The sequence below is a fragment of the Rhizobium sp. AC44/96 genome (assembly GCF_001692185.1).
In the GTDB taxonomy this organism is placed as follows: Bacteria; Pseudomonadota; Alphaproteobacteria; order Rhizobiales; family Rhizobiaceae; genus Rhizobium.
Window position 1 is genome coordinate 408,778 of the sequence record NZ_LXKO01000001.1, and the last position, 24,089, is coordinate 432,866.

Here is a 24,089-nt window from a genome sequence, read left to right on the forward strand (position 1 = left end):
TTATGAAGTCACTTGGCAATATTCGCCGTTCCTTTGCGCCGTGGACGGATCCCGCCTCAAAGCCTTTCATTGCATTCAAGAACGTCACGAAACGGTTCGGTGATTTCACCGCAGTCGACGATTTGTCGCTGAATATCTATCACAGGGAATTCTTTGCGCTGCTCGGTGCCTCCGGCTGCGGCAAGTCCACCCTGCTGCGCATGCTGGCTGGTTTCGAGCAGCCCACATCCGGCGAGATCATTCTCGACGGAACCGACCTTGCCGGCACGCCGCCCTACAAGCGTCCCGTCAACATGATGTTCCAGTCCTACGCCCTCTTCCCGCACATGACGGTCGAGAAGAATGTCGCCTTCGGCCTGCGCCAGGATGGCATGCCGAAGGACGAGATCGCCGAGCGCGTGTCTCAGATGCTGAAGATGGTTAAGCTGGAAAAGTTTGCGGCCCGCAAGCCGAACCAGCTTTCGGGTGGCCAGCGCCAGCGCGTGGCCCTTGCCCGCTCGCTTGCCAAGCGGCCTAAGGTGCTTCTGCTGGACGAACCGCTCGGCGCGCTCGACAAGAAGCTGCGCGAGGAAACCCAGTTCGAACTGATGGATCTCCAGCAGAACCTGGGCCTGACCTTCGTGGTCGTCACCCACGATCAGGAAGAGGCAATGACCATGGCCGACCGCATCGCGGTCATGAGCCACGGCAAGGTCATCCAGGTCGCGACGCCGGCGGAAATCTATGAAGCGCCCAATTCGCGCTTCGTCGCCGACTTCATTGGTGACGTGAACATCTTCGATGGGAAGGTTGCTTCTCTCAATGACAGCACGGTTGAGATCGGTGTCGACAACGACTTCTCGATCAAGGTCGTGACGCCTGAGAAGCCAGTGATGGGCTCCGCCGTTGGCTTCGCCATCCGTCCGGAAAAGCTGAAGGTCAGCCGCACGCCGCCCGCCAATCCAAAGGTCAACGCCGCTTCAGGCGAGCTCTGGGATATCGGCTATCTCGGTGACATGACCGTCTTTCATATCAAGCTCAAGAACGGCAAGGTGGTGAAGGCCTCGTCGCTGAACGCCCAGCGCTCTGTCGACGACCCCTTCACCTACGATCAGGATGTCTGGGTTTCCTTCGCCGATGATGCCGGCGTCCTGCTGAAGGATTGATCATGGGCAAAATCGGATCCGCGATCTACAACCGCCTCGTCATCATCATCCCTTACGCTTGGCTGCTGCTGTTCTTCCTCGCGCCGTTCTTCATCGTTTTCCGCATTTCGCTGTCGACCACCGCGATCGCCATGCCGCCCTACGAGCCGGTATTCGCGCTGTCGGATGACTGGGCCGGATTCTGGGAGAAGGTCTCGAGCTTCTCCTTCGACAATTTCAGCTATCTGATCGACGATCCGCTCTATGTGAACTCGTATATATCGAGCTTGATCATTGCGGCCGTCTCGACCTTCCTGACGCTGCTGATCGCCTATCCGGTCGCCTACGGCATGGCGCAGGCGCCGCGGTCGATCCGGCCGACGCTGCTGATGCTCGTCATCCTGCCTTTCTGGACAAGCTTCCTGATCCGCGTCTACGCCTGGATTGCGATCCTGAAGCCCGAAGGACTGCTCAACCAGCTGCTCCAGTCACTGCACGTGATCGATAGTCCACTGATCATCCTGAACACCAACATCGCGGTCTATATCGGCATCATCTATTCCTACCTGCCCTTCATGGTGCTGCCGCTTTATTCGTCGCTGGAGAAGATGGACGGCACCCTCATCGAGGCCGCGCAGGACCTGGGCTGCACGCCGATCACCGCCTTCTGGCGCGTGACCTTCCCGCTATCGATCCCTGGTGTCGTGGCAGGCTGCATGCTCGTCTTCATCCCTGCTGTCGGCGAGTTCGTTATCCCCGACCTGCTGGGTGGTTCCGAGACGCTGATGATCGGCAAGACGCTCTGGAGCGAGTTCAATTCCAACCGCGACTGGCCGGTTTCGTCCGCTGTGGCGACGATCCTGCTGCTGATCTTGGTGATACCGATCGTCTTCTTCCAGAATGTCCAAGCCAAAGCCGATGAGCAGGGGAAGTAGACCATGCTGAAATGGACCCGCTTCAATATCGTCTCGATTACGCTCGGCTTTGCATTTCTGTACCTGCCGATCGTCCTGCTCGTGATCTTTTCCTTCAACGAGTCGAAGCTCGTCACCGTATGGGGCGGGTTTTCGACACGGTGGTACGCCTCGCTGCTTCAGAACCAGGCGCTGCTGGATGCCGCATGGGTAACGATCCGCGTCGGCCTGCTTTCCGCCACGGCGGCGACGATCCTCGGCACGATGGCGGCGCTGACCCTGGTGCGCTACTCCCGCTTTCGCGGCCGTATGCTGTTTTCGGGGATGGTCTACGCACCGCTCGTCATGCCCGATGTCATCACCGGCCTGTCGCTGCTGTTGCTCTTCGTGGCAATCGGGCTTGACCGCGGCTTCTGGACGATCACCCTGGCACACACCACGCTGACCATGTGCTTCGTGGCCGTTGTCGTGCAATCGCGCCTGTTGAGTTTCGATCGCTCGATCGAAGAGGCGGCGCAGGATCTCGGGTCTCCTCCTGTCCGGACCTTCTTCGAGATCACCTTGCCGATCATCGCGCCGGCGGTCTTCTCCGGCTGGATCCTGGCGTTCACTCTGTCGCTGGACGATCTGGTGATTGCGAGCTTCACTTCGGGGCCGGGCGCCACGACGCTGCCGATGAAGATCTACAGCCAGGTACGCCTTGGCGTCACGCCCGAGATCAACGCGGTTTGCACCATCCTGATCGGCATTGTCACGGTCGGCGTTATCTGCGCCTCCACGATCACCAAGCGCCGCGAATTGCAGCGCGAGCGCGACGAGCGTGCTGCGGCAAACGCCGCCTAGCTATTGCTGCGCCGGAGCCGGGGATAGAACCGGGTCCGGCCACGAGCCTCCGACGAAAAATCGCAAGGGCGGAGCGCTGCTTTGCTGTGCCGGATCGATGGGACTCATTGTGCCAGAGAGGGCAAGCCCCCCGGATTGATAGGGGATGACACCGGACAGCGTCAGCGCTTCCCGCGCTCCCTCGATGCGTGCCCCGCGAACATTCGCCGCGCCGTTATCGATGTCGGCCGCGATGTCCAGACGGTCGAACGCGAACGCGCGATGCGACACGGCGCTCAACGAGAAGAAATCCGCGCTCGCGGCCTCCTTACGGATAGCCTCGGCATCGAAGCCGGGGATGGAGCCGGATTGCGCATGGAAGGAGACGGTACCGCTGACATTGTCGCGGTTCGCTTTCCACAGCGGCTGCAAGGTCTGCAGCGACATGTCGAGCGAGCCGGTTGTGAGCGGCAACGGCCCCTTGAGTTGCAGTCGCTCGATCAGGCCGGCAAAGTCGGCCCCACGGATCGAAAGCTGCAATTTGCCGCCGCCGTCGAAGTCACCGCGCGTGGCTTCGAGATGGGCCGTGAGCGAGCCACCTTCGAACTGGCTGTCGCCGATCTCGAATTTGGCTTCGTAGCTGGAAACAATGATGCTCGCGCCGACGCTCGACAGTTCGAACGGTTCGATCTGCGCCTGCTTTGCAGAAAACCGCAAATCGACATCGAGATGCTGCAGCGGTCCGCCCTCAGGCGGGCCGCGCTCTTCCCCGGCCTCCAGTCGCAGGGCGAAGGCGTCGAACAACGATTTGAAATTCATCTGATCGAAGGCCAGCGTCCCGCCGAGTTTCGGGCGTTTGCCAGGCGTAAAGGTAATGTCCATGACGCCTATGGCATTGGTGCCGTTGATGCCGAGGCTCGTATTGTTGAAGCGGAAGCCGTTTCCGATCGAGGCGACATCGCTGGCGATTGAAAGCGACTTCAGCGTCGGAACGCCGGGCAGCGAGCGGCCCATCCATGCAAGCAGGTTTGGCAGATCGGGAACATTGAGCGCGACGTTGCCGGTGAGATCGAAGAGATGCGAGATGTTCGCGACCCCGTCAAACCGCGCCGTCAGCAGGTTGGAGGCCAGGGAGGCACTGAACGGTGCACTCCTGCCCCCGAATAGCAGCAGAGGGCTGCGGGAGGAGAAGTCGAGCTTGAGATCCTGTCCGCTGGTACGAGCGATCAGCACCGCGCTGATCGGCCTCGACAATTTTCGCCAGTTGACGTCCGCCGTCACACCCTCGAAATGGTAAGTCTTCCCGCTTGCGACATCGGCAACGTTCAGCGTGCCGTCTTCGACCGTGATGGTGCCGATTTCCGCGTCCAGTCCCCTGTCGAGAACCTGTTTGCCACCCTCTTCACGGACCCTTGATATGGCCCGTGCCATGAGCCCTTCGTTGGTCCAGTCGATCACACCGCTGGTTTCGCGGGTTAGCTGAAGCGTCGGACGCAGCAGATGGAATTCATGGAACCTCGCCTTCCCACGGATGGCGTCGATCAAATTGAACTCGGCAGAGAGGCTCTCGATCGTTCCGAGCAGCTTCTTCTCGCCCTGCTTTTGTCGAACCGAGATCTGGTTCAGCGTTATGCGCGGCGTCGGCCAGAATTCAACGATGGGGCGACCGCCGATCTCGGCACTGTAGCCCGTCCACTTCGACAGCGCTTCCTCGATGCCCGAACGAACCAGACTGGTGGAAATGAGGTAGGGGCCGGCGATCCGCAGCGCCACGAAAAGTGCCAGCGTTGCGAGCAGCGCAATCGTTGCGAGTTTTGCTGCGCTGGGCAGCCAGCGGGAAACCGGTCTGATTTTTTTCCGCCATTGCGGCTGTCGAGACGTAGTCATCAGTTTCGCCCGTGTTTCGGCCGGTGCCTGTTAATGCACTGAAATGCCGGATATATCAAATGCAGGGTCGTTGCAAACTCATACCTCCGAACGACTTCTCACCACCTCCATAAGGCGCTATGCCTTCATATATAGACCTTTAGCAGGAGGTGTTCGGATGCGTGACAACAAGCCGCTGTGGGTGCCGTCGCAAGGCTCGATCGAGGCGAGCCCCATGTACGCGTTCATGCAGGCATGCAATCGCGACCATCGGCTTGCAATGACAAGTTACCCCGACCTGCATGCGTGGTCCGTCTCCGAGCGCGAGGCGTTCTGGACGTCCGTCTGGGATTTTTGCGAGGTCAAAGGCGAGCGTGGTCCTCGTACGCTGGTCAACGGCGATGTCATGCTCGCGGCGCGCTTCTTTCCCGACGCCACATTGAACTTCGCCGAAAACCTGCTGTCACGGCAGGGCGGCGACGATGCCATCATCTTCCGGGGCGAGGATAAGGTGAGCGACCGGTGGAGCTGGGATCGGCTACGCGATCTCGTCTCCAGGCTCCAGCAGGCGCTGCGCGAGCGCGGCATTGGCCCGGGAGACCGCATCGCGGCCATGACGCCGAACATACCGGAGACAGTGGCCTTCATGCTGGCAACCGCCTCGATCGGAGCGATCTGGTCATCCTGCTCGCCCGATTTTGGTGAACAGGGTGTTCTCGACCGCTTCGGCCAGATCGGGCCCAAGCTTTTCGTTGCCTGCGATGCTTATTGGTATGGCGGCAAGCTGCAGGACGTCGGCCCGAAGGTCGCGTCGGTGATGAAGCGCCTCGGATGTCCGGCCGTCGTGGTGCACTATGCCGGCAATGCTTCGGCGGTCGCAGGCGATGTGCCCGGTGCCGCGACACTCGATGATTTCATCGCGCCCTTTTCAGCGCGTCCGCTCGAGTTCACTCGGCTTCCTTTCTCGCATCCTCTCTACATCCTCTTCTCGTCGGGAACGACCGGCGTGCCCAAGTGCATCGTCCACTCGGCCGGTGGCACCTTGCTGCAGCATCTGAAGGAACACCGCCTGCATTGCGGCCTGCAAGCCGGCGACCGCCTGTTCTATTTCACGACTTGCGGCTGGATGATGTGGAACTGGCTGGTGAGCGGGCTCGCCGCGGGCGTCACTATATGCCTCTATGATGGCTCGCCCTTCGCGCCGGATGGAAACGTCCTCTTCGACTACGCGCAGGATGAAAAGTTTACGGCCTTCGGCACGTCCGCGAAGTATATCGACGCAGTCCGCAAGAGTGGCCTGACGCCGCGGACGTCCCACGACCTTTCGAGCTTGCGATTGATGACCTCGACCGGCTCCCCGCTGTCTCCCGAGGGCTTCACCTTCGTTTATGAGGGCATCAAACAAGACGTTCAGCTCGCTTCCATCTCCGGCGGCACCGATATCGTCTCCTGCTTCGTGCTTGGTAATCCGATGCAACCGGTGTGGCGTGGTGAGATCCAGGGGCCGGGCCTCGGGCTTGCCATGGACGTGTGGGACGACGAGGGCAAGTCTGTCCGGCAGGAGAAGGGCGAGCTTGTCTGCACCAAGGCTTTTCCGGCGATGCCGATCATGTTCTGGAACGATCCCGAAGGCGCCAAGTATCGCGCCGCCTATTTCGAGCGGTTCGATAACGTGTGGTGTCACGGCGACTTTGCAGAGTGGACCGAACACGGCGGTATTGTCATCCACGGTCGGTCGGATGCAACGCTGAACCCCGGTGGCGTGCGCATCGGAACCGCCGAGATCTATAACCAGGTCGAGCAGATGGAGGAGGTCGCCGAAGCCCTCTGTATTGGCCAGGACTGGGAAGACGATGTGCGCGTCGTTCTCTTCTTGCGGCTCGCAGCCGGGGTGACGCTGACAGACGATCTGATGAAGGCGGTCAAGACGCGCATCCGCACCGGCGCGTCTCCGCGCCATGTGCCTGCCAAGATCATCGCCGTCGCCGACATTCCGCGAACTAAATCCGGCAAGATCGTCGAGCTCGCTGTGCGTGAAGTCGTGCACGGGCGGCCGGTGAAGAACAAGGAAGCGCTCGCCAACCCCGAGGCGCTCGATCTCTATAAGGGGCTCGCCGAGCTGCGCGTCTAAGCACTTAAACTCTTAGCGAAACTACAACCTTTTACCTTCGAGAGCTTATGGGGCGCGGTAACCTTCCGTTAGGAAACCTGCTTCAAAGGTAGATCCAACTTGGGGCTGCATATGAACGAGGCAGCTTGGAGCTCTTGCTCCCGCAACATGATGTTAGATCGACTAAGCCCTTGTTGAACAGCACCCAACTCTTAGGCAGCCTCCCTGGCTGCCTTTTTTCGTTTTAGCCGGCCAGCACACGCTGGGATGGGAAGGCGATCTCGACGAGAGTGCCTTCGTTGGGCGCGGAGCTGATCGCGAAAATCGCGCGATTGGCATCGACCATTGCCTTTGTGAGCGGCAGGCCCAGCCCGGTTCCTTCCCCGCGATGGCGTGATTGCGTCGACACCTGACGGAACGGCTTCATCGCCTGGTCGAGTTCCGAGCGCGTCATCCCGACCCCCGTATCGCGGATCCGCAGGACAACGCTGCCATTGGCCTCGTAGGATGTCGAGACGACGATCTGGCCACCGGCGGGTGTGAAGCGGATCGAGTTCGACAACACGTTAAGGGCGATCTGCTTGATCGAACGCAGGTCTGCAACGACGTCGGGAACGGCCTGCGACAGAGCGGTGCGGATGATCACCCGCTGTCCGTTCGCCTGCGGCTGGAGAAGTGCGACGGCTTCTGAAACTGCTTCGTTGAGGCCAACGGCCGCGAAGTCGAGATCCATCTCGCCAGCTTCTATCTTCGAGATGTCCAGCAGGTCGTTGACGATATCCAGGACATGGCGGCCGGATCGACCGATGTCGTTGGCGTATTCGACGTATCGCGGATTTCCGATCGGTCCGAAACGCTCGCCAGCCATCATGTCGGAGAAGCCGATAATGGCATTCAGCGGCGTGCGGATTTCATGGCTGACGCGGGCAAGGAAATCGGTCTTGTGATCGTTTGCGGTCTCCGCCGCGCTCTTGGCGCTGCGTAACTCGTCCTCTGTGCGCTTCCACTGGGTGATATCGCGGATGACGGCACAGTAGCCGCTGGACGAGGTAAGGCGGCCCATGGTCATGAACAGCGGCACAAAGCCTCCGGCAGCCTCGCGGCCGATCACTTCGCGACCGTCGTTGAGGACGCTAGCAACGCCGTGGCCGGAGAGCCCGCTCAGGTAGTCGAGCACGGCTCGCTGGCTTTCATGCGCAAACAGCATCACGAAGGGTTTGCCGCGCGTTTCCTCTTCATCATAGTTGAAGAGTGCGCTTGCCGAGCGGTTCATCGAGCGGATGTCGCCCTCCGCACCGATCACGACGACACCGTCGGTCGCGGTTTCCAGGATGGAGCGCAGCTCTTCCACTTCCACTTGCAGCTTGGCGACCTTTTCGATCATCCGATCAGCCGAGCGGCCCTCGGGCGGTGCGACATGGCGGGCGCGTACCGAGGCGTCATTGGTCACGGGCATTAGCGCCAGCATCAGGGCGCTGGACTCTTCCCATCGGATGGATTGAAGCCGCGCCGTGACCGGAACGAGATCGTCGTCGGCGGTGACGAGCATCATCTTTCCGGAACGGTTGCCCTGTTCCTCGAGTTCATGACGCTGAAGCAGCGCGTCGATGCCGCCGGTATCTTCCAGGTCTTCCAGCGAGGAATACCCGGTCAGCCTGAGGAATTCGGGGTTGGCATGCAGAAGATTGTCGCCTGCATGGATGAGCACGGCAACCGGAAGCTGGTCGACCGTCGCTGGAGACAGGCCATCGAGCATCTTTACCCGCGGAGGGATGAAGCTCGTGAGCATATCCATCTGGCTGACGGTTTCTTCGAGACCTTCCGTGACGTCGCTATCGTCGTCGGAATCGACCGCGACCTCCGCTGGAGTTTCCTCTTCCAGATCGTGTTCAGCCGGCATTGCGTCGATCTGGTCCTCGCCGATCTCCTCGGTCTGAGTCTCATCGGGCAATCCGGCATCATGCTTCTCATCTGGCCGAGCCGCATCGGTCTCCGCCTCGTCGCCATCTGTCTCCGGCGCGCGGACGCCGAATGCTTCGAGGCGCTTGGCGATCTCCCGGAAGTTTGCCTGTTCGGCGGACGTCAGCGTGGAGCCGACGCCATGCAGCTGAACGATCTTGTCCGTCAGCCGGCGGTTTGGGGTTTCGGCGATCCGCAACGCTGGCGGTTCCACGCGGGCAGGGGGCTCGCTCGGAGGGGGTACGACCGGCTCGTCTGCCGCTTCACCAAGTACGACGACCGGGTCGTCGCCGTCGAGAGACGATTCCTCTGGCGCCTCGATGTCGGCCTCGGGCGCCACGATGGCCTCTTCCGGCTCCGCTGGCGCAATCTCTGGGGAGGCAGGGCTCTCCTCGATCGTCTCTTCCGGTTGGTCGGCCCCGACGGCGTCTTCGACAATGTCATGCGGGCCGAAGGTGAGGCCAAGGGCAAGCGGATCCTCTGCCGCGTCCGACAGGCGGACGACGCCGAAGCCGCGAAAACCGTCGAACTCACGGCTTCTCGTGTATGTCGGCAATGCCGCCAGATCCACGGGCACTGCAAGGCTCGTGCCTTCGATCGGCCAATGGATGGTCTTCCCCGACCATGTATCGCGGCGTGCCAGAGCCTCCGAGATCTTGCCATCGGGGTCGAGGTTGAACAGCGCGGCAATATCGCTGAACGCCACGCCTATAATGCTGGCGGCCTGCGGCCCGACGGCCTCCGCGAACTCGCCGGACACCTCGCTGAAGCGCCCCTGGGCATCGATCTTCCAGACGAACCGGGTCGCGCGGCTATTGGGATTGAAGACGAATGAATTGGTGTTCGCTGCGACCTGTTCCGGGGCGGCGGAGGGCGCAGCCTGCGGCTGGACCTCATGCGTCTCTGTCTCGGTTTCGAGGACAGGCGCCAGCTCTTCCTCTACCTGATCGTCAAGATCTGTCACAGCGGGATCCGAGCTCTCCTCGACGCTTGCCTCGTCAACCACCGGCTCGAGTGCGGAGGCCGCTACGGTGTCTGCTTCGATGACCGTTTCGATCTCGTCCTCGTCGATGGTTTCCTCGCCGGCATCCTCCGCCGCCTCGACGGTCTCGCCGATGTCTTCACGCAAAGGCTCGGCCTCGTCGGCCTCTACCGCGACGGTGGCGTCCTCGCCGGAAAGTTCTTCGCCGGCAGTCGAGCTTGTGTCTTCCGCCTCATCGGGAGCTTCCTCCAACTCCTCGATTGCGGCGACCGCATTGATGACTTCGCTGAAGTTGGAGGCTGGAACGACATCGTTATGGTTAACGGCGGCTGTGGACAAGTCGGGCTCAGCGGCGGGCGGATCGACCGGATCAAGGTGGCCGATCACCGTCTCGACGGCAAAAAGGAGATTGAGGGCAGGGTTGTCACTGAGCCGCCCGACGGCAGCGGGAAGGTGTCCCTTGCCGGTGGCGACAGGCCGCTTCACCAGTCGATGAGCATGCTCGCCGGCCAGTGCGGTCAAAGATCTGGCCGTCTGGCGCGAAACATCCAGCGATGCAAAGCCGGGGGACGCCGCGATGATCTCGCCATCGCCGCCGATCACCGCCATATGCGTATCGGGATCATCGAGCCCGCGTAGCATGTGCTCGGCCGATTCCTTGGTGGACAGCGGCTTGGCGGAAACCGGAAGGGAAAGCAGGATCGCCCGCTCGCCGGAGGACAGAACGATCAGCTCAGCCGCAGCCTGCACCGGCACACGTTGAAAGCCCTGCGTGATGCGCACCATGAAATTGCGATTGTCGCCGACGACGGCAACCTGCCGCGCCGTCGTTTCAAGCTGGCGAAAGGTGATGCTGGTGCGGTCGATACCTTGATCAAGCAGGTCATAGACGGCGGATTGTCCGAAAAGTTCAGCGCCCGCCCCGTTCGCCCACAGGGGACGAGCGAGGTCCGCGGAAAACAGTACCATTGCTTCGCCACGCGCAAAGCGCTCACGCACGCGGGGGTGCACGGCGATATCGATGAAGGGGTACTGGACGGCTGGCATGGTCGAACCTTTAGTCGTCGGTCATTCTCGGAATTAACAGTCTATTAATAACGACAGGCTGGAAAGGGGTCCAGAAGACGCAGCGGGTTTCATCTGAGAAGGTTAACGTCTTGTGCGTCGCACAATGATGTTGCACTGCACAATGAAATGTCCTATATGATGATCATCTAACAATTGGGGCCCGTAAGCATGCCCAGGCAAAAGGAGCGCAAGTTCGTGGCTAACAAGATCGATGACGTATTCTCCATTTCTTCCTTCGACCCGGCGAAGTTCAGCGAGACCTTCCGCGACTTCACCGAGAAGAGCGCCCAGCAGTCCCGCGACGCCTACGCCAAGATGAAGGCCGCTGGCGAGGAAGCTGGCAAGACCCTCGAAGCCACCGTGCAGACCGCACAGGCCGGCGCTGCCGAAATTGGCCATAAGGCTATCGAAGTTCTGCGTACCAACACCGAAAACTCGCTGTCGCATCTCGATGCGCTGCTGTCGGTCAAGTCCGTTGCCGAACTGGTCGAACTCCAGACGGCATTCCTGCGCAAGCAGGCAGAATTGACGATCGAGCAGGCCAAGTCGATCCAGGAAACCTCCAAGCAGGTTGCCGAAAAGCTTGCAAAGCCGTCGAAGGAAGCAGCCGAAAAGGTCATGGCTTCGTTCAAGGTGGCCTGATTTTCCAAGCGATAGGCAAAAAGGCTGGACCATTTGTCCGGCCTTTTTGTATATTGAAGGGAGATAGGGCTTGAATTAATTTTGAAGTCCTCGTATGTGGGGCCCGTCGCGTCGGACGCGACTTGTGCGGTTGTAGCTCAGTTGGTTAGAGCGCAGGTTTGTGGCACCTGAGGTCGGAGGTTCGAGACCCCCCAACCGTACCATTCCCTCTTATTCGAGTTCGTATGCATCAGCCCGGTAGTCGCTACCGGGGGCACGCATCTTTCGCCGAACGAATCGGATGGACATCGAAATGCGTGTGCAAGCCTAGCCTTGCCGGCGCGAACTTATGGATAAGTCGACCTTCCGGCCTGGAAAGACGGCATTTCACAGCCGCGAGTTGCATCAATCGTGCGACGGCGTGAGGTTATGTGACTTGATCGACATATTGCGTTGCAAAACGTGATCGAGAGTGCCATTTTCCGCCCGGGGGTTAATTCAGAGTGATATTTAGAAGGAGACTTAAATGTCCATTTCGCTTAATAGTCTGGATAAATCCAAAGCAACGGTCGTGCCTGTTATCGATGTTGCCGCAGCTGTGAAGACAGCTCGGGAGTCGGTAGGATATAGCGTTGACGACCTTGCAGTCACCTGCGGTCTTGTTGTTGGCGAGATCCAGGATATTGAAAGCGGCGATGACGCCGATCCAGCCAAATTGAAGCGCATTGCTGCTGCGTTGCAGATGCCGTTGGCGTCACTGGTCGCAATGTAATTCAAATCTCGGGACCGGGCGGGCTATTTGCCCGGCTGGTCCTGTGCCCCAGGGCTCCGAGCCTGGGCACGATACCCCAAACGGGCCACGCCGGGCGATCGGCTAAAATCGCCACCTTCCTCCTTCTGTTTCCTGATCCGCCTACGATGGAACCGCCGTCGTCTCGGTACGTTTCCTTTCGACAGGAGACCGAGCATGTCCAAGACACTTTTATACGGCGCAACAAAGGTCGATGAATCGAACAGCGCTTACGCCGCGGCGGCCAGCCTCGAACAGTTCCAATGGAAGAACCGCGTCTTCGTGATCTTCAGCGATGAAGACAATTCGCGTGCGGCGCGCCAGGAAAACCAGCTGCTCGCCGATCGCGATGGTCTGACAGAACGTGACATCGTGCTTCTCAAGGTGGCCGGCCATTCGGTACGGCTCTTGTTCGGCGCGGGCGAGGGGCTCGACGCCGACACAATCCTTCAGGATCTCGGCGGTCCGCAGGCAGGAGAGTTTGCGGCGGTGCTCGTCGGAAAGGACGGGACCGCAAAGCTGAATGCCAGCGAGCCCATCACCAACGCGGAACTATTCGCGATCATCGACAGCATGCCGATCCGCGCAACGGAAACGCTGACGCAGGATCGATAAAGGTCCCGTGCTCGGGTGCTAAAGAAACGTGTGCCGTTCCGCCTGGACGAGCTCTTGCAGAAAGTCGACGACGGTTCGCACCCGAACCAGATCACGCGCGCTCTCGTGATAGGTTGTCCAGTAGGCCCGCTGGATGGAGACCTCGGGTAGGATGCGCGCAAGTTCCGGATATTGTCGCGCGATGTAGTCGTGCAGGATGCCTATGCCGGCGCCGGAGCGAACGGCCTCGGTCTGGCCGATGGCTGTCGAAATCTCGAACGAGGCATCCCAGCTGCGCATCACCGCCGAGGAGAAATTGAGCGAGGCCGTGAAGATCAAATCTTCCACGTAGCCGATACGCGGGTGGCCTTTCAAAGCTTCGACGTCGTTCGGCGCTCCGTGTCTGGCGAGGTAGTCCCGCGAGGCATAGAGGCCAAGCGTATAGTCCGTCAGCTTTGAGGAAACGAGGCGACCTTGTTCCGGCCGCTCGAGGGTGATCGCGATATCGGCCTCGCGCTGCGAAAGCGAAAAGGAGCGCGGTACCGGCACGAGCTGGATCTTCAGTTCAGGATGGCGCTCGATCAGCCTGCCCATGCGCGGTGCGAGGAAGGAAACGCCGAAGCCGTCGGGCGCTCCGACCCGCACGGTACCGGCGATTGCGGTATCGGTGCGCCCGAGATTGGCCTGGGCGGCAAGCATCTCCGTTTCCATCCGCTCGGCCGAAGCGAGGAAGATCTCGCCTTCGGTCGTCAGTTCACAGCCGTTTGTCCGTCGGACAAAAAGCCGCGTCTTCAGTGCCTCCTCCAGCGATGTCAGCCGCCGCGACAGCGTCGCGTGATTGAGCGCCAGCCGTTTCGAGGCCGCAAGGATTTGCCCGGTGCGGGCGACGGCGAGGAAGATGCGGACATCGTCCCAGTTCATGGCTTGCCGGCCATTGCGATCGGATCGACATCAATGAGTGTCAGTGCCGTCACCATTCCAGCGGTTCCGTTCTTGTATTTGAGGAAATGTGGCGTCAGCAGATGCGCCTCATAAGCCTGACGATCCGCATAGACCTCGAGGATCCGGATCTTGTGCGGGCTATCTTTGATCGACACGGCGTTGAGAGAAAGAACGCCTTCTTCCCGGGCAACGGACGCTTCGATTTCTTCAGCCAGCAGCGCGCGGTAGGCTTCGAGTTGTTCCGGATCGATTTCGATCTCGGCCATTCTGACAACGGGTTTTCCGTTCACTTGAGGTCACCCCTCTTAATTCTGGCTCGCGCGCCATATAGCCAATATGGAACTGCGGCACAGCCAGTAGCTTCGATTTTTGCACAATGGTTCCTTATATCAGTTCATTGATTTGTGTAAATTGAAGTGCGATTGTACGGCATCCAAGAAACGAAGAGGAGGCACATCCATGCGTGAGATCGGTCATTTTATCGGCGGCAAGCATGTCGCTGGCACCAGCGGTCGCTCGAGCAACGTTTTCAACCCGGCAACCGGCGAAGTGCAGGCGACGGTCGCCTTGGCCAGCAATGCGGAACTCCGCGCCGCGGTCGAGAACGCCAAAGCCGCTCAGCCGAAGTGGGCTGCCACCAACCCGCAGCGTCGCGCGCGCGTCTTCTTCAAGTTCGTCGAATTGCTGAACCAGCACATGGATGAACTCGCAACCCTCCTTTCGAGCGAGCACGGCAAGACGGTCGAAGATTCCAAGGGCGACATCATCCGTGGTCTTGAAGTCTGCGAATTCGTCTGCGGCATTCCGCACCTGCAGAAGGGCGAATTCACCGAAGGCGCCGGCCCGGCAATCGACATGTACTCGATGCGCCAGGCTGTCGGCATCGGCGCCGGCATCACGCCGTTCAACTTCCCGGCCATGATCCCGATGTGGATGTTCGCCCCGGCGATTGCCTGCGGCAACGCCTTCATCCTGAAGCCGTCCGAGCGCGACCCGTCTGTTCCGATGCGCCTTGCCGAACTGATGATCGAAGCTGGCCTGCCGGCAGGCATCCTCAACGTCGTCAACGGCGACAAGGCTGCCGTCGACGCGATCCTCACTGATCCCGATATCGGCGCTGTCTCCTTCGTCGGCTCGACCCCGATCGCCCGCTATGTCTATGGCACCGCTGCGATGAACGGCAAGCGCGCCCAGTGCTTCGGCGGCGCCAAGAACCACATGATCATCATGCCGGATGCCGACATGGATCAGGCCGTCAACGCTCTGATGGGCGCGGGCTATGGCTCTGCCGGCGAGCGCTGCATGGCGATCTCGGTCGCCGTTCCGGTCGGCGAAGAAACCGCCAACCGTCTCGTCGAGAAGCTGACGCCGAAGATCGAGGCACTCCGCATCGGCCCTTACACCGACGACAAGGCCGATCTCGGCCCGCTGGTCACCAAGGAAGCCCAGGCCCGCGTGAGCGGTCTGATCGACAAGGGTGTTGAAGAAGGCGCCAAGCTCGTCGTCGATGGCCGCGGCTTCAAGCTGCAGGGCTACGAAGGCGGCTACTTCGTCGGCGGCACGCTGTTCGACAACGTTACGCCTGACATGGAGATCTACAAGACTGAGATCTTCGGACCGGTTCTCTCGGTCGTCCGTGCGAAGAACTACGAAGAAGCGCTCGACCTGCCGATGAAGCACGAATATGGCAACGGCGTTGCGATCTACACCCGCGACGGTGATGCGGCCCGTGACTTCGCTTCCCGCATCAACATCGGCATGATCGGCATCAACGTTCCGATCCCGGTTCCGCTGGCCTACCACTCCTTCGGCGGCTGGAAGGCTTCGAGCTTCGGCGACCTCAACCAGCACGGCTCGGACTCGATCAAGTTCTGGACCAAGACCAAGACGATCACGGCTCGCTGGCCGTCGGGCATCAAGGACGGCGCCGAATTCGTCATGCCGACGATGAAGTAAGGCTTTCAGTTCAGGCATTTGGCGAAGGGCTCCCTCACGGGGGCCCTTTGTCGTTCACGCGTGCGGCGAGTCGCCGCATAAACGTGATTGTAAATTTCATATTTGGAATTGTTCAAAACTAGCAAAGCCACTATATAGACGTCCTACAAGAACGATTCTGGAGATCGGCATGCGTTTGACGAAGCAGACCAACTATGCAGTTCGCATGTTGATGTACTGTGCTGCCAATGACGGGCATCTGAGCCGCATCCCGGAGATCGCCAGGGCCTATGGTGTTTCCGAACTGTTTCTCTTCAAGATCCTGCAGCCGTTGAACAAGGCCGGCTTGGTCGAGACTGTTCGCGGCCGCAACGGTGGCGTTCGCCTCGGCAAGCCCGCCAAGGACATCAGTCTCTTTGATGTGGTCCGTGTGACGGAAGACAGCTTCGCGATGGCCGAGTGCTTCGAGGACGATGGCATGGTCGAGTGCCCGCTGATCGACAGCTGTGGCCTGAACTCGGCACTTCGCAAGGCGTTGAATGCCTTCTTCGACGTACTGACGCAGTACTCCATCGACGATCTCGTCAAGGCGCGTCCGCAGATCAATTTCCTGCTTGGCCTGACCGGCGAGCAGGCACCGCGCAAGTCGCCGGTGGCAGTCCCCGCCGCCTGACGCTTGAAACCCTGAACTGAAAACAACCGCAGCCGCCTTGGGTGTCTGCGGTTGTTTTGTTTCTGCCATATCGGGGGCTGAACTCGCGGTAAGCTTGTGTCCGAAAACGCGTCCGCGGCGCGAAATTATACCAAAAGCGACAAAAACCGGGTTTATCCAGTGCGAATCTTTCCAAATGCGGCCTATTTTCGGCGGAAAATTACTAAAGTTGACCCGATGGAAAAATTTTCCACTGGGGTCGTTGATTTCAGCAAATAAATATCGTTCCATCTGCCGTCGATCCGGGTGCCTATCCGGGATCTCAAAACTTATAAAAGAACAAACCTGGGAAACGAAATCATGAAAAAGATGTCTGTCCTCTTGGCAGCGACCGTCTTGGCTTCTGCCATGGCGTCGACGGCTTGGTCGAAAACGCTTGTCTATTGCTCCGAGGGATCGCCGGAAGGCTTCGATCCGGGCATCTACACGGCAGGTACGACGTTCGATGCTTCGTCGCGCACGGTTTACAGCCGCCTCGTCGAGTTCAAGCATGGCAAGACCGAAGTCGAGCCGGGCCTCGCTGAGAGCTGGACCGTTTCTGACGATGGCACGCAGTACACCTTCAAGCTGCGCCCGGGCGTCAAGTTCCAGACCACCGACTTCTTCACGCCGACCCGCGACCTGAACGCTGACGACGTCGTCTTCTCGTTCGAGCGCCAGCTGAAGGCTGACAGCCCGTGGGCCAAGTACGTCGCCGGCGTTTCCTACGAATACGCTGCCGGCATGGGCTTCCCCGAGCTGATCAAGTCGGTCGAGAAGGTCGATGACCTGACCGTCAAGTTCACGCTGAACCATCCGGAAGCACCGTTCGTTGCCGACCTCGCAATGGACTTCGCCTCTGTCGTTTCCAAGGAATATGCCGACAAGCTTCAGGCTGACGGCAAGATGGAACAGATGAACCAGATGCCGCTCGGCACCGGTCCGTTCACCTTCGTTGCCTACCAGCCGGATGCCGTCATCCGCTACAAGGCAAACGAAACCTACTTCAAGGGCAAGGAAAAGATCGACGATCTCGTTTTCGCGATCACGCCTGATGCATCTGTCCGCGCGCAGAAGCTCAAGGCCGGCGAATGCCACATCATGCCTTACCCGAACGCAGCAGACGTCAAGGATCTGAAGGCCGACTCGACCCTCAAGGTTCTGGAACAGCCGGGCCTGAACGTCTCCTACCTCGCCTACAACACGCAGCAGGCGCCGTTCGACAAGCCTGAAGTGCGCAAGGCGCTCAACATGGCGATCAACAAGCAGGCGATCGTCGATGCCGTCTTCCAGGGCGCTGGCCAGGTTGCCAAGAACCCGATCCCGCCGACGATGTGGTCCTACAACGACGCCGTCAAGGACGATGCCTACAATCCAGACGAAGCCAAGAAGATGCTCGAAGCCGCTGGCGTCAAGGATCTCTCGATGAAGATCTGGGCAATGCCGGTATCGCGTCCTTATATGCTCAACGCACGTCGCGCCGCCGAGCTGATGCAGGCAGACCTTGCAAAGGTCGGCGTCAAGGTCGACATCGTCACGCACGAATGGGCGGAATACCTGAAGCTTTCCAAGGACGTTAAGCGCGACGGTGCCGCGATCCTCGGCTGGACGGGTGACAACGGTGATCCGGACAACTTCCTCGACACGCTGCTCGGCTGCGAAGCTGTCGGCGGCAACAACCGCGCTCAGTGGTGCAACAAGGAATTCGACGACCTCGTGAAGAAGGCGAAGAAGACGGCTGACGTTGCAGAGCGCACGAAGCTCTACGAAGAAGCACAGGTCGTCTTCAAGAAGGAAGCACCCTGGGCAACCATCGACCACTCGACGGAATTCGTGCCGATGAGCGCCAAGGTTTCCGGCTACGTGCAGGATCCGGTCGGCGTTCACCGCTTCGACGGCGTTGATATCGCCGAATAACCAAAACTATGCAAAGATGCCCGGCAACTCCGGGCTTGGCCGGCGGTCAGGTTTGATACCTGACCGCCGGAACATTATGGACATATGCCAATGTTGCGATTTCTCATCGGACGCCTTGCGGTCCTGATCCCAACCTTCGTCGGCGTCTCTCTCATCGCCTTCGCGTTTATCCGTCTGCTGCCCGGTGATCCGGTCATGCTGATGTCGGGCGAGCGCGTCATGGCTCCGGAGCGCCACGCACAGATCATGCACGACCTCGGTCTCGACCGTCCTGTGTACGTGCAGTATCTCGATTACCTCGGCAACGTGGTGCAGGGTGACCTCGGTTCCTCGATCGTCACCAAGCGTCCCGTGCTGCAGGAATTCGGATCGCTGTTCCCGGCGACGCTTGAGCTGTCGCTCTGCGCCATCATTTTCGCCATCGTGCTCGGCATCCCTGCGGGTGTCTTTGCGGCGGTCAAGCGCGGAACCTGGTTCGACCAGAGTGTCATGGGCGCGGCGCTGGTCGGCTATTCGATGCCGATCTTCTGGTGGGGCCTGCTGCTCATCGTTCTCTTCTCCAATACGCTGCATTGGACACCCGTTTCCGGCCGTATTTCGCTGATGTATTTCTTCAAGCCGGTCACCGGCTTCATGCTGATCGACAGCTTGCTGTCCGGTCAGGCCGGAGCGTTCAAGTCGGCCTTCGTGTCGCTGATCCTGCCGACGATCGTGCTGGGCACGATCCCGCTGGCCGTCATCGCGCGCCAGACGCGCTCGGCCATGCTCGAAGTGCTCGGCGAAGACTATGTTCGTACCGCCCGCTCCAAGGGTCTCACACCGTTCCGCGTCGTCGGCGTCCATGCGCTGCGCAACGCGATGATCCCCGTCGTCACCTCGATCGGCCTGCAGGTCGGCGTCCTCCTCGGTGGCGCCATCCTGACGGAAACGATCTTCTCCTGGCCGGGTATCGGCAAGTGGATGGTCGATGCTGTGTTCAAGCGTGACTATACCGTCGTTCAGGGTGGGTTGCTGCTGATTGCCGGCATCATCATGCTCGTCAATCTGATCGTCGACCTCATGTACGGTCTCATCAACCCACGCATCAGGCACTAGGAGCGGCTCATGAGCACGGCAACCACAAAGTCTGCCACACCCTCCGCTCTGTCGGAGTTCTGGTACTATTTTTCCCGCAACAAAGGCGCGGTCATCGGCCTTTTCGTCTTCATCATCGTCCTGTTGATGGCGATCTTCGCGCCATTGATCGCGCCGCACGATCCGAACGTGCCCTCCGGCATGCAGCGCCTGCCGCCAGCGTGGTCGGAAGGCGGCAACAGTTCGTTCCTGCTCGGTACGGATGCCGTCGGTCGTGACATGCTGTCCCGCCTGATCTTCGGTACGCGCTTCTCGCTGTTCATCGGTCTCGTCGTCGCTTCGCTGTCGGCCGTCGCCGGCGTCCTGCTCGGCCTGATCGCCGGTTATTTCCGCGGCCGCACCGATACGATCATCATGCGCGTCATGGATATCATCCTGGCCTTCCCGTCGCTGCTTCTGGCCCTCGTGCTGGTCGCGGTGCTTGGTCCGGGTCTGCTGAACGCGATGATAGCGATTTCGATCGTCAACCAGCCGCACTTCGTCCGCCTGACCCGCGCCGCCGTCATCAGCGAGCGTGAGAAGGAATATGTCGTCGCTTCCCGCGTCGCCGGTGCAGGCACCCTGCGCCTGATGTTCAAGACGATCCTGCCGAACTGCCTGGCACCGCTGATCGTCCAGGCAACGCTCGCCTTTTCGGCGGCGATCCTCGATGCGGCCGCTCTCGGCTTCCTCGGCATGGGCGCCCAGCCGCCGACATCCGAGTGGGGTACGATGCTTGCCGATGCACGCGAATTCTTCCAGAGCTCGCCGTCGCTCGTCACTTTCCCGGGTCTCTGCATCCTCATCACCGTTCTCGCCATCAACCTGATGGGCGACGGTCTGCGTGATGCGCTCGATCCCAAACTGAAGAGGTCCTGATATGGCACTTCTCGAAATCGAAAATCTGGTCGTCGAGTTCCAGACCTCGACCGGTGCGTTCCGCGCCGTCGATGGTGTGTCGCTCAAGGTTCACGCCGGCGAAGTCCTTGCCATCGTCGGCGAGTCCGGCTCCGGAAAGTCGGTCTCCATGCTCGCCGCGATGGGGCTCCTGCCGTGGACGGCAAAGGTCACCGCCGACAAGATGGTCTTCGACGGTCGCAACCTGCTTGGCATGTCCGCGCGCGAGCGGCGCAACATCATCGGCAAGGATATGTCGATGATCTTCCAGGAGCCGATTGCCAGCCTCAATCCCTGCTTCACCGTCGGGTTCCAGATCGAAGAGGTCCTGAGAATCCACATGGGCATGGACAAGGCCGCGCGGCGCAAGCGCGCCGTCGAGCTTTTCGAGGCTGTCGGGATTCCCAACCCCACCGAACGCCTCGGCCACTTCCCGCATCAGATGTCGGGCGGCCAGTGCCAGCGCGTAATGATCGCCATCGCGATTGCCTGCAATCCGAAGCTTCTCATCGCCGACGAGCCGACGACCGCGCTCGACGTTACCATCCAGAAACAGATCCTCGATCTCCTGATGCGCCTGCAGACGGAGCACGGCATGGGCCTCATCATGATCACGCACAACATGGGCGTGGTTGCCGAGACCGCCGATCGGGTGATCGTCCAGTACAAGGGTCGCAAGATGGAGGAGGCCGACGTGCTCTCGCTCTTTGAAGCGCCGAAAAGTGACTACACCCGCGCGCTGCTCGCGGCCTTGCCCGACAACGCGACAGGCGACCGTCTGCCGACGATCGGCGAGCTTTTCAATCCAGACAAGACTGTGCAGGGAGCTGCCCAATGACGCCAGTTCTCGAAGGAAAGAATATCGTCCGCAACTACTACCTGCCGGGCGGCCTCTTCAAGAAAGAGAAGACCGTGCACGCCGTCAAGGGCGTGAACTTCAAGGTCGAACAGGGCAAGACGCTGGCGATTGTCGGAGAAAGTGGCTGCGGTAAGTCCACGCTGGCGCGCATCATCACCATGATCGATCCGGCGAGCGGCGGCGAGCTGTTCATCGACGGCAAGAAGGTTGATATCGCTGCCGGTGACCTGACGCCCGAGATGCGCCGCAAGGTGCAGATCGTCTTCCAGAACCCGTACGGTTCGCTGAACCCGCGCAAGAAGATCGGCGATATCCTGATGGAGCCGCTGATCATCAACACCGAGACGCCCCCCGCCGAACGGCGTGAATTGGCGATGGCCATGTTGAAGAAGGTCGGGCTGCAGGACGTCCACTTCAATCGATACCCGCACATGTTCTCCGGTGGTCAGCGCCAGCGTATCGCCATCGCGCGCGCACTGATGCTGAAGCCGCGGCTTCTCGTGCTCGACGAGCCCGTTTCGGCTCTCGACCTGTCGGTGCAGGCTCAGGTGTTGAACCTGCTCGCCGATCTGCAGGACGAGCTGAACCTGACCTACGTCTTCATCAGCCACGACCTCTCGGTCGTCCGCTACATGGCAGACGACGTCATGGTCATGTACTACGGCGAGGCGGTGGAATACGGCACGCGTGATCAGGTGTTCGCCGATCCGCAGCACAGCTACACGAAGACCCTGTTCGCCGCCACGCCGCGCGCCGATGTCGAAACCATCCGCGCACGGCTTGCACGCAAGAACCCGGCGGCGGCTGCGTCCTGACAAGACGCGCCGGCGGTGGAACAAACGTTGCTGCGCCGGTGGTAGTTATGTCGAGCTTTGATGAAGACGGCAGGGATGACCTGCCGTCTTTTCCATGTCGACTTGGTCCGCTTGCGCTCCTGCTCTGGCCTCGCGGTTGAGGGTGCGCTAAATCGGTCGCGTCGAAAATCGCGGGAAGAATCAGTCCATGAGCCAGGATCGTGCATCGCCGTTTGCGCTTATCGTTATGGGCGTCAGCGGCAGTGGCAAGACGTCCGTTGCCGAATCCCTTGCTGCCAAGCTTGGTCTGGACTTTGTCGAAGGCGATGTGCTGCACCCGGCCGCCAACGTCGAGAAGATGTCGAAGGGCATACCGCTGACTGACGAGGATCGGATGCCCTGGCTCGACATCATCGGCGAAACCATGAAGGCGAAGCTCGATCGCGGCGAGGGTATCCTGGTTTCCTGTTCGGCGCTGAAGCGAAGCTATCGCGACCGGCTGCGCACTGCCGCCGGAGGCAAACTCATCTTTGTCTACCTGCACGGTTCGAAGGAACTTCTCGCCGCGCGTATGGGCGCGCGCAAGGGCCACTTCATGCCGCTCTCGCTTCTGGAAAGCCAGCTGGCGACGCTGGAGGTGCCGACAGGTGAGCCGGGGGTCGTTACCGTCGATATCGGCGACACGATTGAAGGCATCGTCAGCGCGGCGCTCCACGATCTCTCGGCGCTGGGCGTCGCCTAGCGACCGGCCAGATACCCCGCCTGCGAGCGCGCAGCGATTACGGATCGAACCGTTCCGGCGAATAGGCAGAGATATCGATAAGTGGCGCTTCTCCCGTCATCAGTTCCGCCAGCACGCGGCCGGTTACCGGCCCGAGCGTCAGGCCGTGATGCGCGTGGCCAAAGGCGAACCACAGCCCTTCATGCCGTGGCGCCTTGCCGATGATCGGCATCATGTCGGGCGTGCAGGGTCGGGCGCCCATCCAGGGTTCCGGATCAAGCCGCTCGCCGAGCGGGAAGACCGTGCGCGCCACCGCTTCGGCGCGGTCGAGCTGGACAGGTGTCTTTGGCGCATCCATCGCGGCGAATTCTGCGCCCGTGGTCAGGCGAATGCCGCGGCTCATCGGCGCCAGGAAGTAGCCCTTTTCCGCGTCGAGCGTCCAGTTGTGAAGGGTGGCGTTGTCTTGGGTCGCGTAGTGCATGTGGTAGCCACGCTTGACGCCCAGCGGGAAGGAATAGCCCAGCCGGCGGGTCGCGGTCGCGGCCCATGGTCCCAGCGCCAGAACCGCTTCGTCGGCCTCCAGCGATCCATCGGTCGTTGCTACCTTCCAGCCGGTGCCATAGCGGCCGAGTGAATTGGCATCGCCGGTCGCAAACTGGCCACCCAGGCTTTCGAAATAGCTCCGATAGGCTGCCGTCAGCGCGTGTGGATCGAGAACGGACCAGGGATCCCGCCAGCGAAGACCGCCTGCGAAATCTCCCCGGATATCGGGCTCGAGCCGCGCGACGTCGGCGGCACTGAGAGGTTCGTGGCTGACGCCGAACTCCCGCTGCAGGCGTTCTGCCTCGGCAAACTCGGCATCCCGCCTGCCGGCTGTCCTGAAAATCTCCATCCAGCCGTTCTTGCGGATCAGGTGCTGGGCATGCGAAGCCTCGATCAGGTCGTTGTGTTCCGAAATCGAGTGTTCGATCAGCGGCGCGTAGGCCTTCGAGATCATCTCGTGGCGCTTGGTATTGGAATTCCACCAATAGCGGGCGAGGAAGGCCAGCTGGCCGGGAAGCGCCTTGAGGTGGTAGTGCGCGTCGATGCGGTTGTTGAACGCATAGCGCACGAGCAGGCCGAGCTGCTGCGGGAAGCCGTAGGGCACCACCCCCTCGCGCTGGATCAGGCCGGCATTGCCGAAGGAGGTCTCGTTGCCGGGCGCCTTCCGGTCGACGAGCGTCACCTGACGCCCGCGCCGCTGCAGGTGGATCGCCGTCGAAACGCCAACGATCCCCGCGCCCACCACCATTACATTCTTCGTCATTCTCGCGCCCAGCCAAGCTTGTTTCTGGCAGCGAAAATGCCCCTAGGATCGGCGTTGCGCAAAC

20 protein-coding genes and 1 tRNA gene are annotated in these 24,089 nt (G+C 60.6%); 16 read left to right on the forward strand and 5 right to left on the reverse strand.

All coding sequences use genetic code 11. The annotated features are described in order from the left end of the window. Nucleotides 1-2 precede the first annotated feature (2 nt). From A6U87_RS01965 to A6U87_RS01975, 3 genes are read left to right on the forward strand one after another with little or no spacing between them, the layout of a single operon-like run. Nucleotides 3-1,145: an ABC transporter ATP-binding protein gene (locus A6U87_RS01965; RefSeq protein ID WP_065689550.1), complete on the forward strand. Its 1,143-nt coding sequence runs from the start codon at nucleotides 3-5 to the stop codon at nucleotides 1,143-1,145. Nucleotides 1,146-1,147: 2 nt separating this feature from the next. Beyond that, complete coding sequence (locus A6U87_RS01970; protein WP_065689551.1) at nucleotides 1,148-2,059, forward strand: ABC transporter permease subunit; 912 nt, start codon at nucleotides 1,148-1,150, stop codon at nucleotides 2,057-2,059. Nucleotides 2,060-2,062: 3 nt separating this feature from the next. Next, a complete protein-coding gene (locus tag A6U87_RS01975) occupies nucleotides 2,063-2,881 on the forward strand; it encodes an ABC transporter permease (protein WP_065689552.1) in 819 nt (272 codons plus the stop codon). Here A6U87_RS01975 and A6U87_RS01980 read toward each other — a convergent pair whose 3' ends face one another. Continuing rightward, nucleotides 2,882-4,747: an AsmA-like C-terminal region-containing protein gene (locus A6U87_RS01980; RefSeq protein ID WP_065689553.1), complete on the reverse strand. Its 1,866-nt coding sequence runs from the start codon at nucleotides 4,745-4,747 to the stop codon at nucleotides 2,882-2,884. 157 nt (nucleotides 4,748-4,904) lie between these two features. Here A6U87_RS01980 and A6U87_RS01985 point away from each other — a divergent pair, with 157 nt between their 5' ends. Further along, complete coding sequence (locus A6U87_RS01985) at nucleotides 4,905-6,857, forward strand: acetoacetate--CoA ligase (RefSeq protein WP_065689554.1); 1,953 nt, start codon at nucleotides 4,905-4,907, stop codon at nucleotides 6,855-6,857. A gap of 223 nt (nucleotides 6,858-7,080) precedes the next feature. Here A6U87_RS01985 and A6U87_RS01990 read toward each other — a convergent pair whose 3' ends face one another. Continuing rightward, complete coding sequence (locus A6U87_RS01990) at nucleotides 7,081-10,824, reverse strand: PAS domain S-box protein (protein WP_065689555.1); 3,744 nt, start codon at nucleotides 10,822-10,824, stop codon at nucleotides 7,081-7,083. 189 nt (nucleotides 10,825-11,013) lie between these two features. Here A6U87_RS01990 and A6U87_RS01995 point away from each other — a divergent pair, with 189 nt between their 5' ends. The 4 genes from A6U87_RS01995 (at nucleotide 11,014) to A6U87_RS02010 (ending at nucleotide 12,871) form a co-directional block, all read left to right on the forward strand. Next, nucleotides 11,014-11,487: a phasin gene (locus tag A6U87_RS01995; RefSeq protein WP_065689556.1), complete on the forward strand. Its 474-nt coding sequence runs from the start codon at nucleotides 11,014-11,016 to the stop codon at nucleotides 11,485-11,487. Nucleotides 11,488-11,613: 126 nt separating this feature from the next. Next, nucleotides 11,614-11,690, forward strand: a tRNA-His gene (locus A6U87_RS02000). Nucleotides 11,691-11,992: 302 nt separating this feature from the next. After that, nucleotides 11,993-12,238 carry a helix-turn-helix domain-containing protein gene (locus A6U87_RS02005; protein WP_065689557.1) on the forward strand — a complete coding sequence of 82 codons (246 nt, stop codon included), beginning with the start codon at nucleotides 11,993-11,995 and terminating at the stop codon, nucleotides 12,236-12,238. Nucleotides 12,239-12,433: 195 nt separating this feature from the next. Next, on the forward strand, nucleotides 12,434-12,871 hold the full coding sequence (locus A6U87_RS02010; RefSeq protein WP_065689558.1) for a DUF4174 domain-containing protein: 438 nt from the start codon (nucleotides 12,434-12,436) through the stop codon (nucleotides 12,869-12,871). An 18-nt stretch (nucleotides 12,872-12,889) separates the two neighbouring features. Here A6U87_RS02010 and A6U87_RS02015 read toward each other — a convergent pair whose 3' ends face one another. Beyond that, nucleotides 12,890-13,771: a LysR family transcriptional regulator gene (locus A6U87_RS02015; protein ID WP_065689559.1), complete on the reverse strand. Its 882-nt coding sequence runs from the start codon at nucleotides 13,769-13,771 to the stop codon at nucleotides 12,890-12,892. Next, entirely contained in the window at nucleotides 13,768-14,082 is a 315-nt protein-coding gene (locus tag A6U87_RS02020; protein ID WP_065689560.1) for a putative quinol monooxygenase, read from the reverse strand. Before A6U87_RS02020 ends, A6U87_RS02015 begins: the two co-directional genes overlap by 4 nt. Nucleotides 14,083-14,251: 169 nt before the next feature. Between A6U87_RS02020 and A6U87_RS02025 the strand changes: the two genes are divergently transcribed. The 8 genes from A6U87_RS02025 (at nucleotide 14,252) to A6U87_RS02060 (ending at nucleotide 22,740) form a co-directional block, all read left to right on the forward strand. Further along, entirely contained in the window at nucleotides 14,252-15,748 is a 1,497-nt protein-coding gene (locus A6U87_RS02025) for a CoA-acylating methylmalonate-semialdehyde dehydrogenase (protein WP_065689561.1), read from the forward strand. A gap of 169 nt (nucleotides 15,749-15,917) precedes the next feature. Continuing rightward, nucleotides 15,918-16,400, forward strand: coding sequence for an iron-responsive transcriptional regulator RirA (gene rirA / locus A6U87_RS02030; protein WP_065689562.1), 483 nt, complete (start codon nucleotides 15,918-15,920; stop codon nucleotides 16,398-16,400). Between the two features lie 339 nt (nucleotides 16,401-16,739). Beyond that, nucleotides 16,740-18,335, forward strand: a complete 1,596-nt coding sequence (locus A6U87_RS02035) for an ABC transporter substrate-binding protein (RefSeq protein WP_065689563.1) — start codon at nucleotides 16,740-16,742, stop codon at nucleotides 18,333-18,335. Nucleotides 18,336-18,425: 90 nt separating this feature from the next. Continuing rightward, the gene (locus tag A6U87_RS02040) at nucleotides 18,426-19,430 is read left to right on the forward strand and encodes an ABC transporter permease subunit (RefSeq protein ID WP_065689564.1); all 1,005 of its coding nucleotides are present in this window, start codon (nucleotides 18,426-18,428) and stop codon (nucleotides 19,428-19,430) included. A gap of 9 nt (nucleotides 19,431-19,439) precedes the next feature. Next, complete coding sequence (locus A6U87_RS02045) at nucleotides 19,440-20,327, forward strand: ABC transporter permease subunit (RefSeq protein ID WP_065689565.1); 888 nt, start codon at nucleotides 19,440-19,442, stop codon at nucleotides 20,325-20,327. A gap of 1 nt (nucleotide 20,328) precedes the next feature. After that, nucleotides 20,329-21,183 carry an ABC transporter ATP-binding protein gene (locus tag A6U87_RS02050; RefSeq protein ID WP_083199248.1) on the forward strand — a complete coding sequence of 285 codons (855 nt, stop codon included), beginning with the start codon at nucleotides 20,329-20,331 and terminating at the stop codon, nucleotides 21,181-21,183. Beyond that, nucleotides 21,180-22,019 (forward strand): dipeptide ABC transporter ATP-binding protein, encoded by an 840-nt coding sequence (locus A6U87_RS02055; protein ID WP_065689566.1) that lies wholly within the window; start codon nucleotides 21,180-21,182, stop codon nucleotides 22,017-22,019. Before A6U87_RS02050 ends, A6U87_RS02055 begins: the two co-directional genes overlap by 4 nt. A 187-nt stretch (nucleotides 22,020-22,206) precedes the next feature. Further along, nucleotides 22,207-22,740, forward strand: coding sequence for a gluconokinase (locus tag A6U87_RS02060; protein WP_065689567.1), 534 nt, complete (start codon nucleotides 22,207-22,209; stop codon nucleotides 22,738-22,740). A gap of 37 nt (nucleotides 22,741-22,777) precedes the next feature. On the opposite strand, the gene A6U87_RS02065 is transcribed toward A6U87_RS02060, so the two are convergent. Beyond that, complete coding sequence (locus tag A6U87_RS02065) at nucleotides 22,778-24,025, reverse strand: FAD-binding oxidoreductase (RefSeq protein ID WP_065689568.1); 1,248 nt, start codon at nucleotides 24,023-24,025, stop codon at nucleotides 22,778-22,780. Nucleotides 24,026-24,089 lie beyond the last annotated feature (64 nt).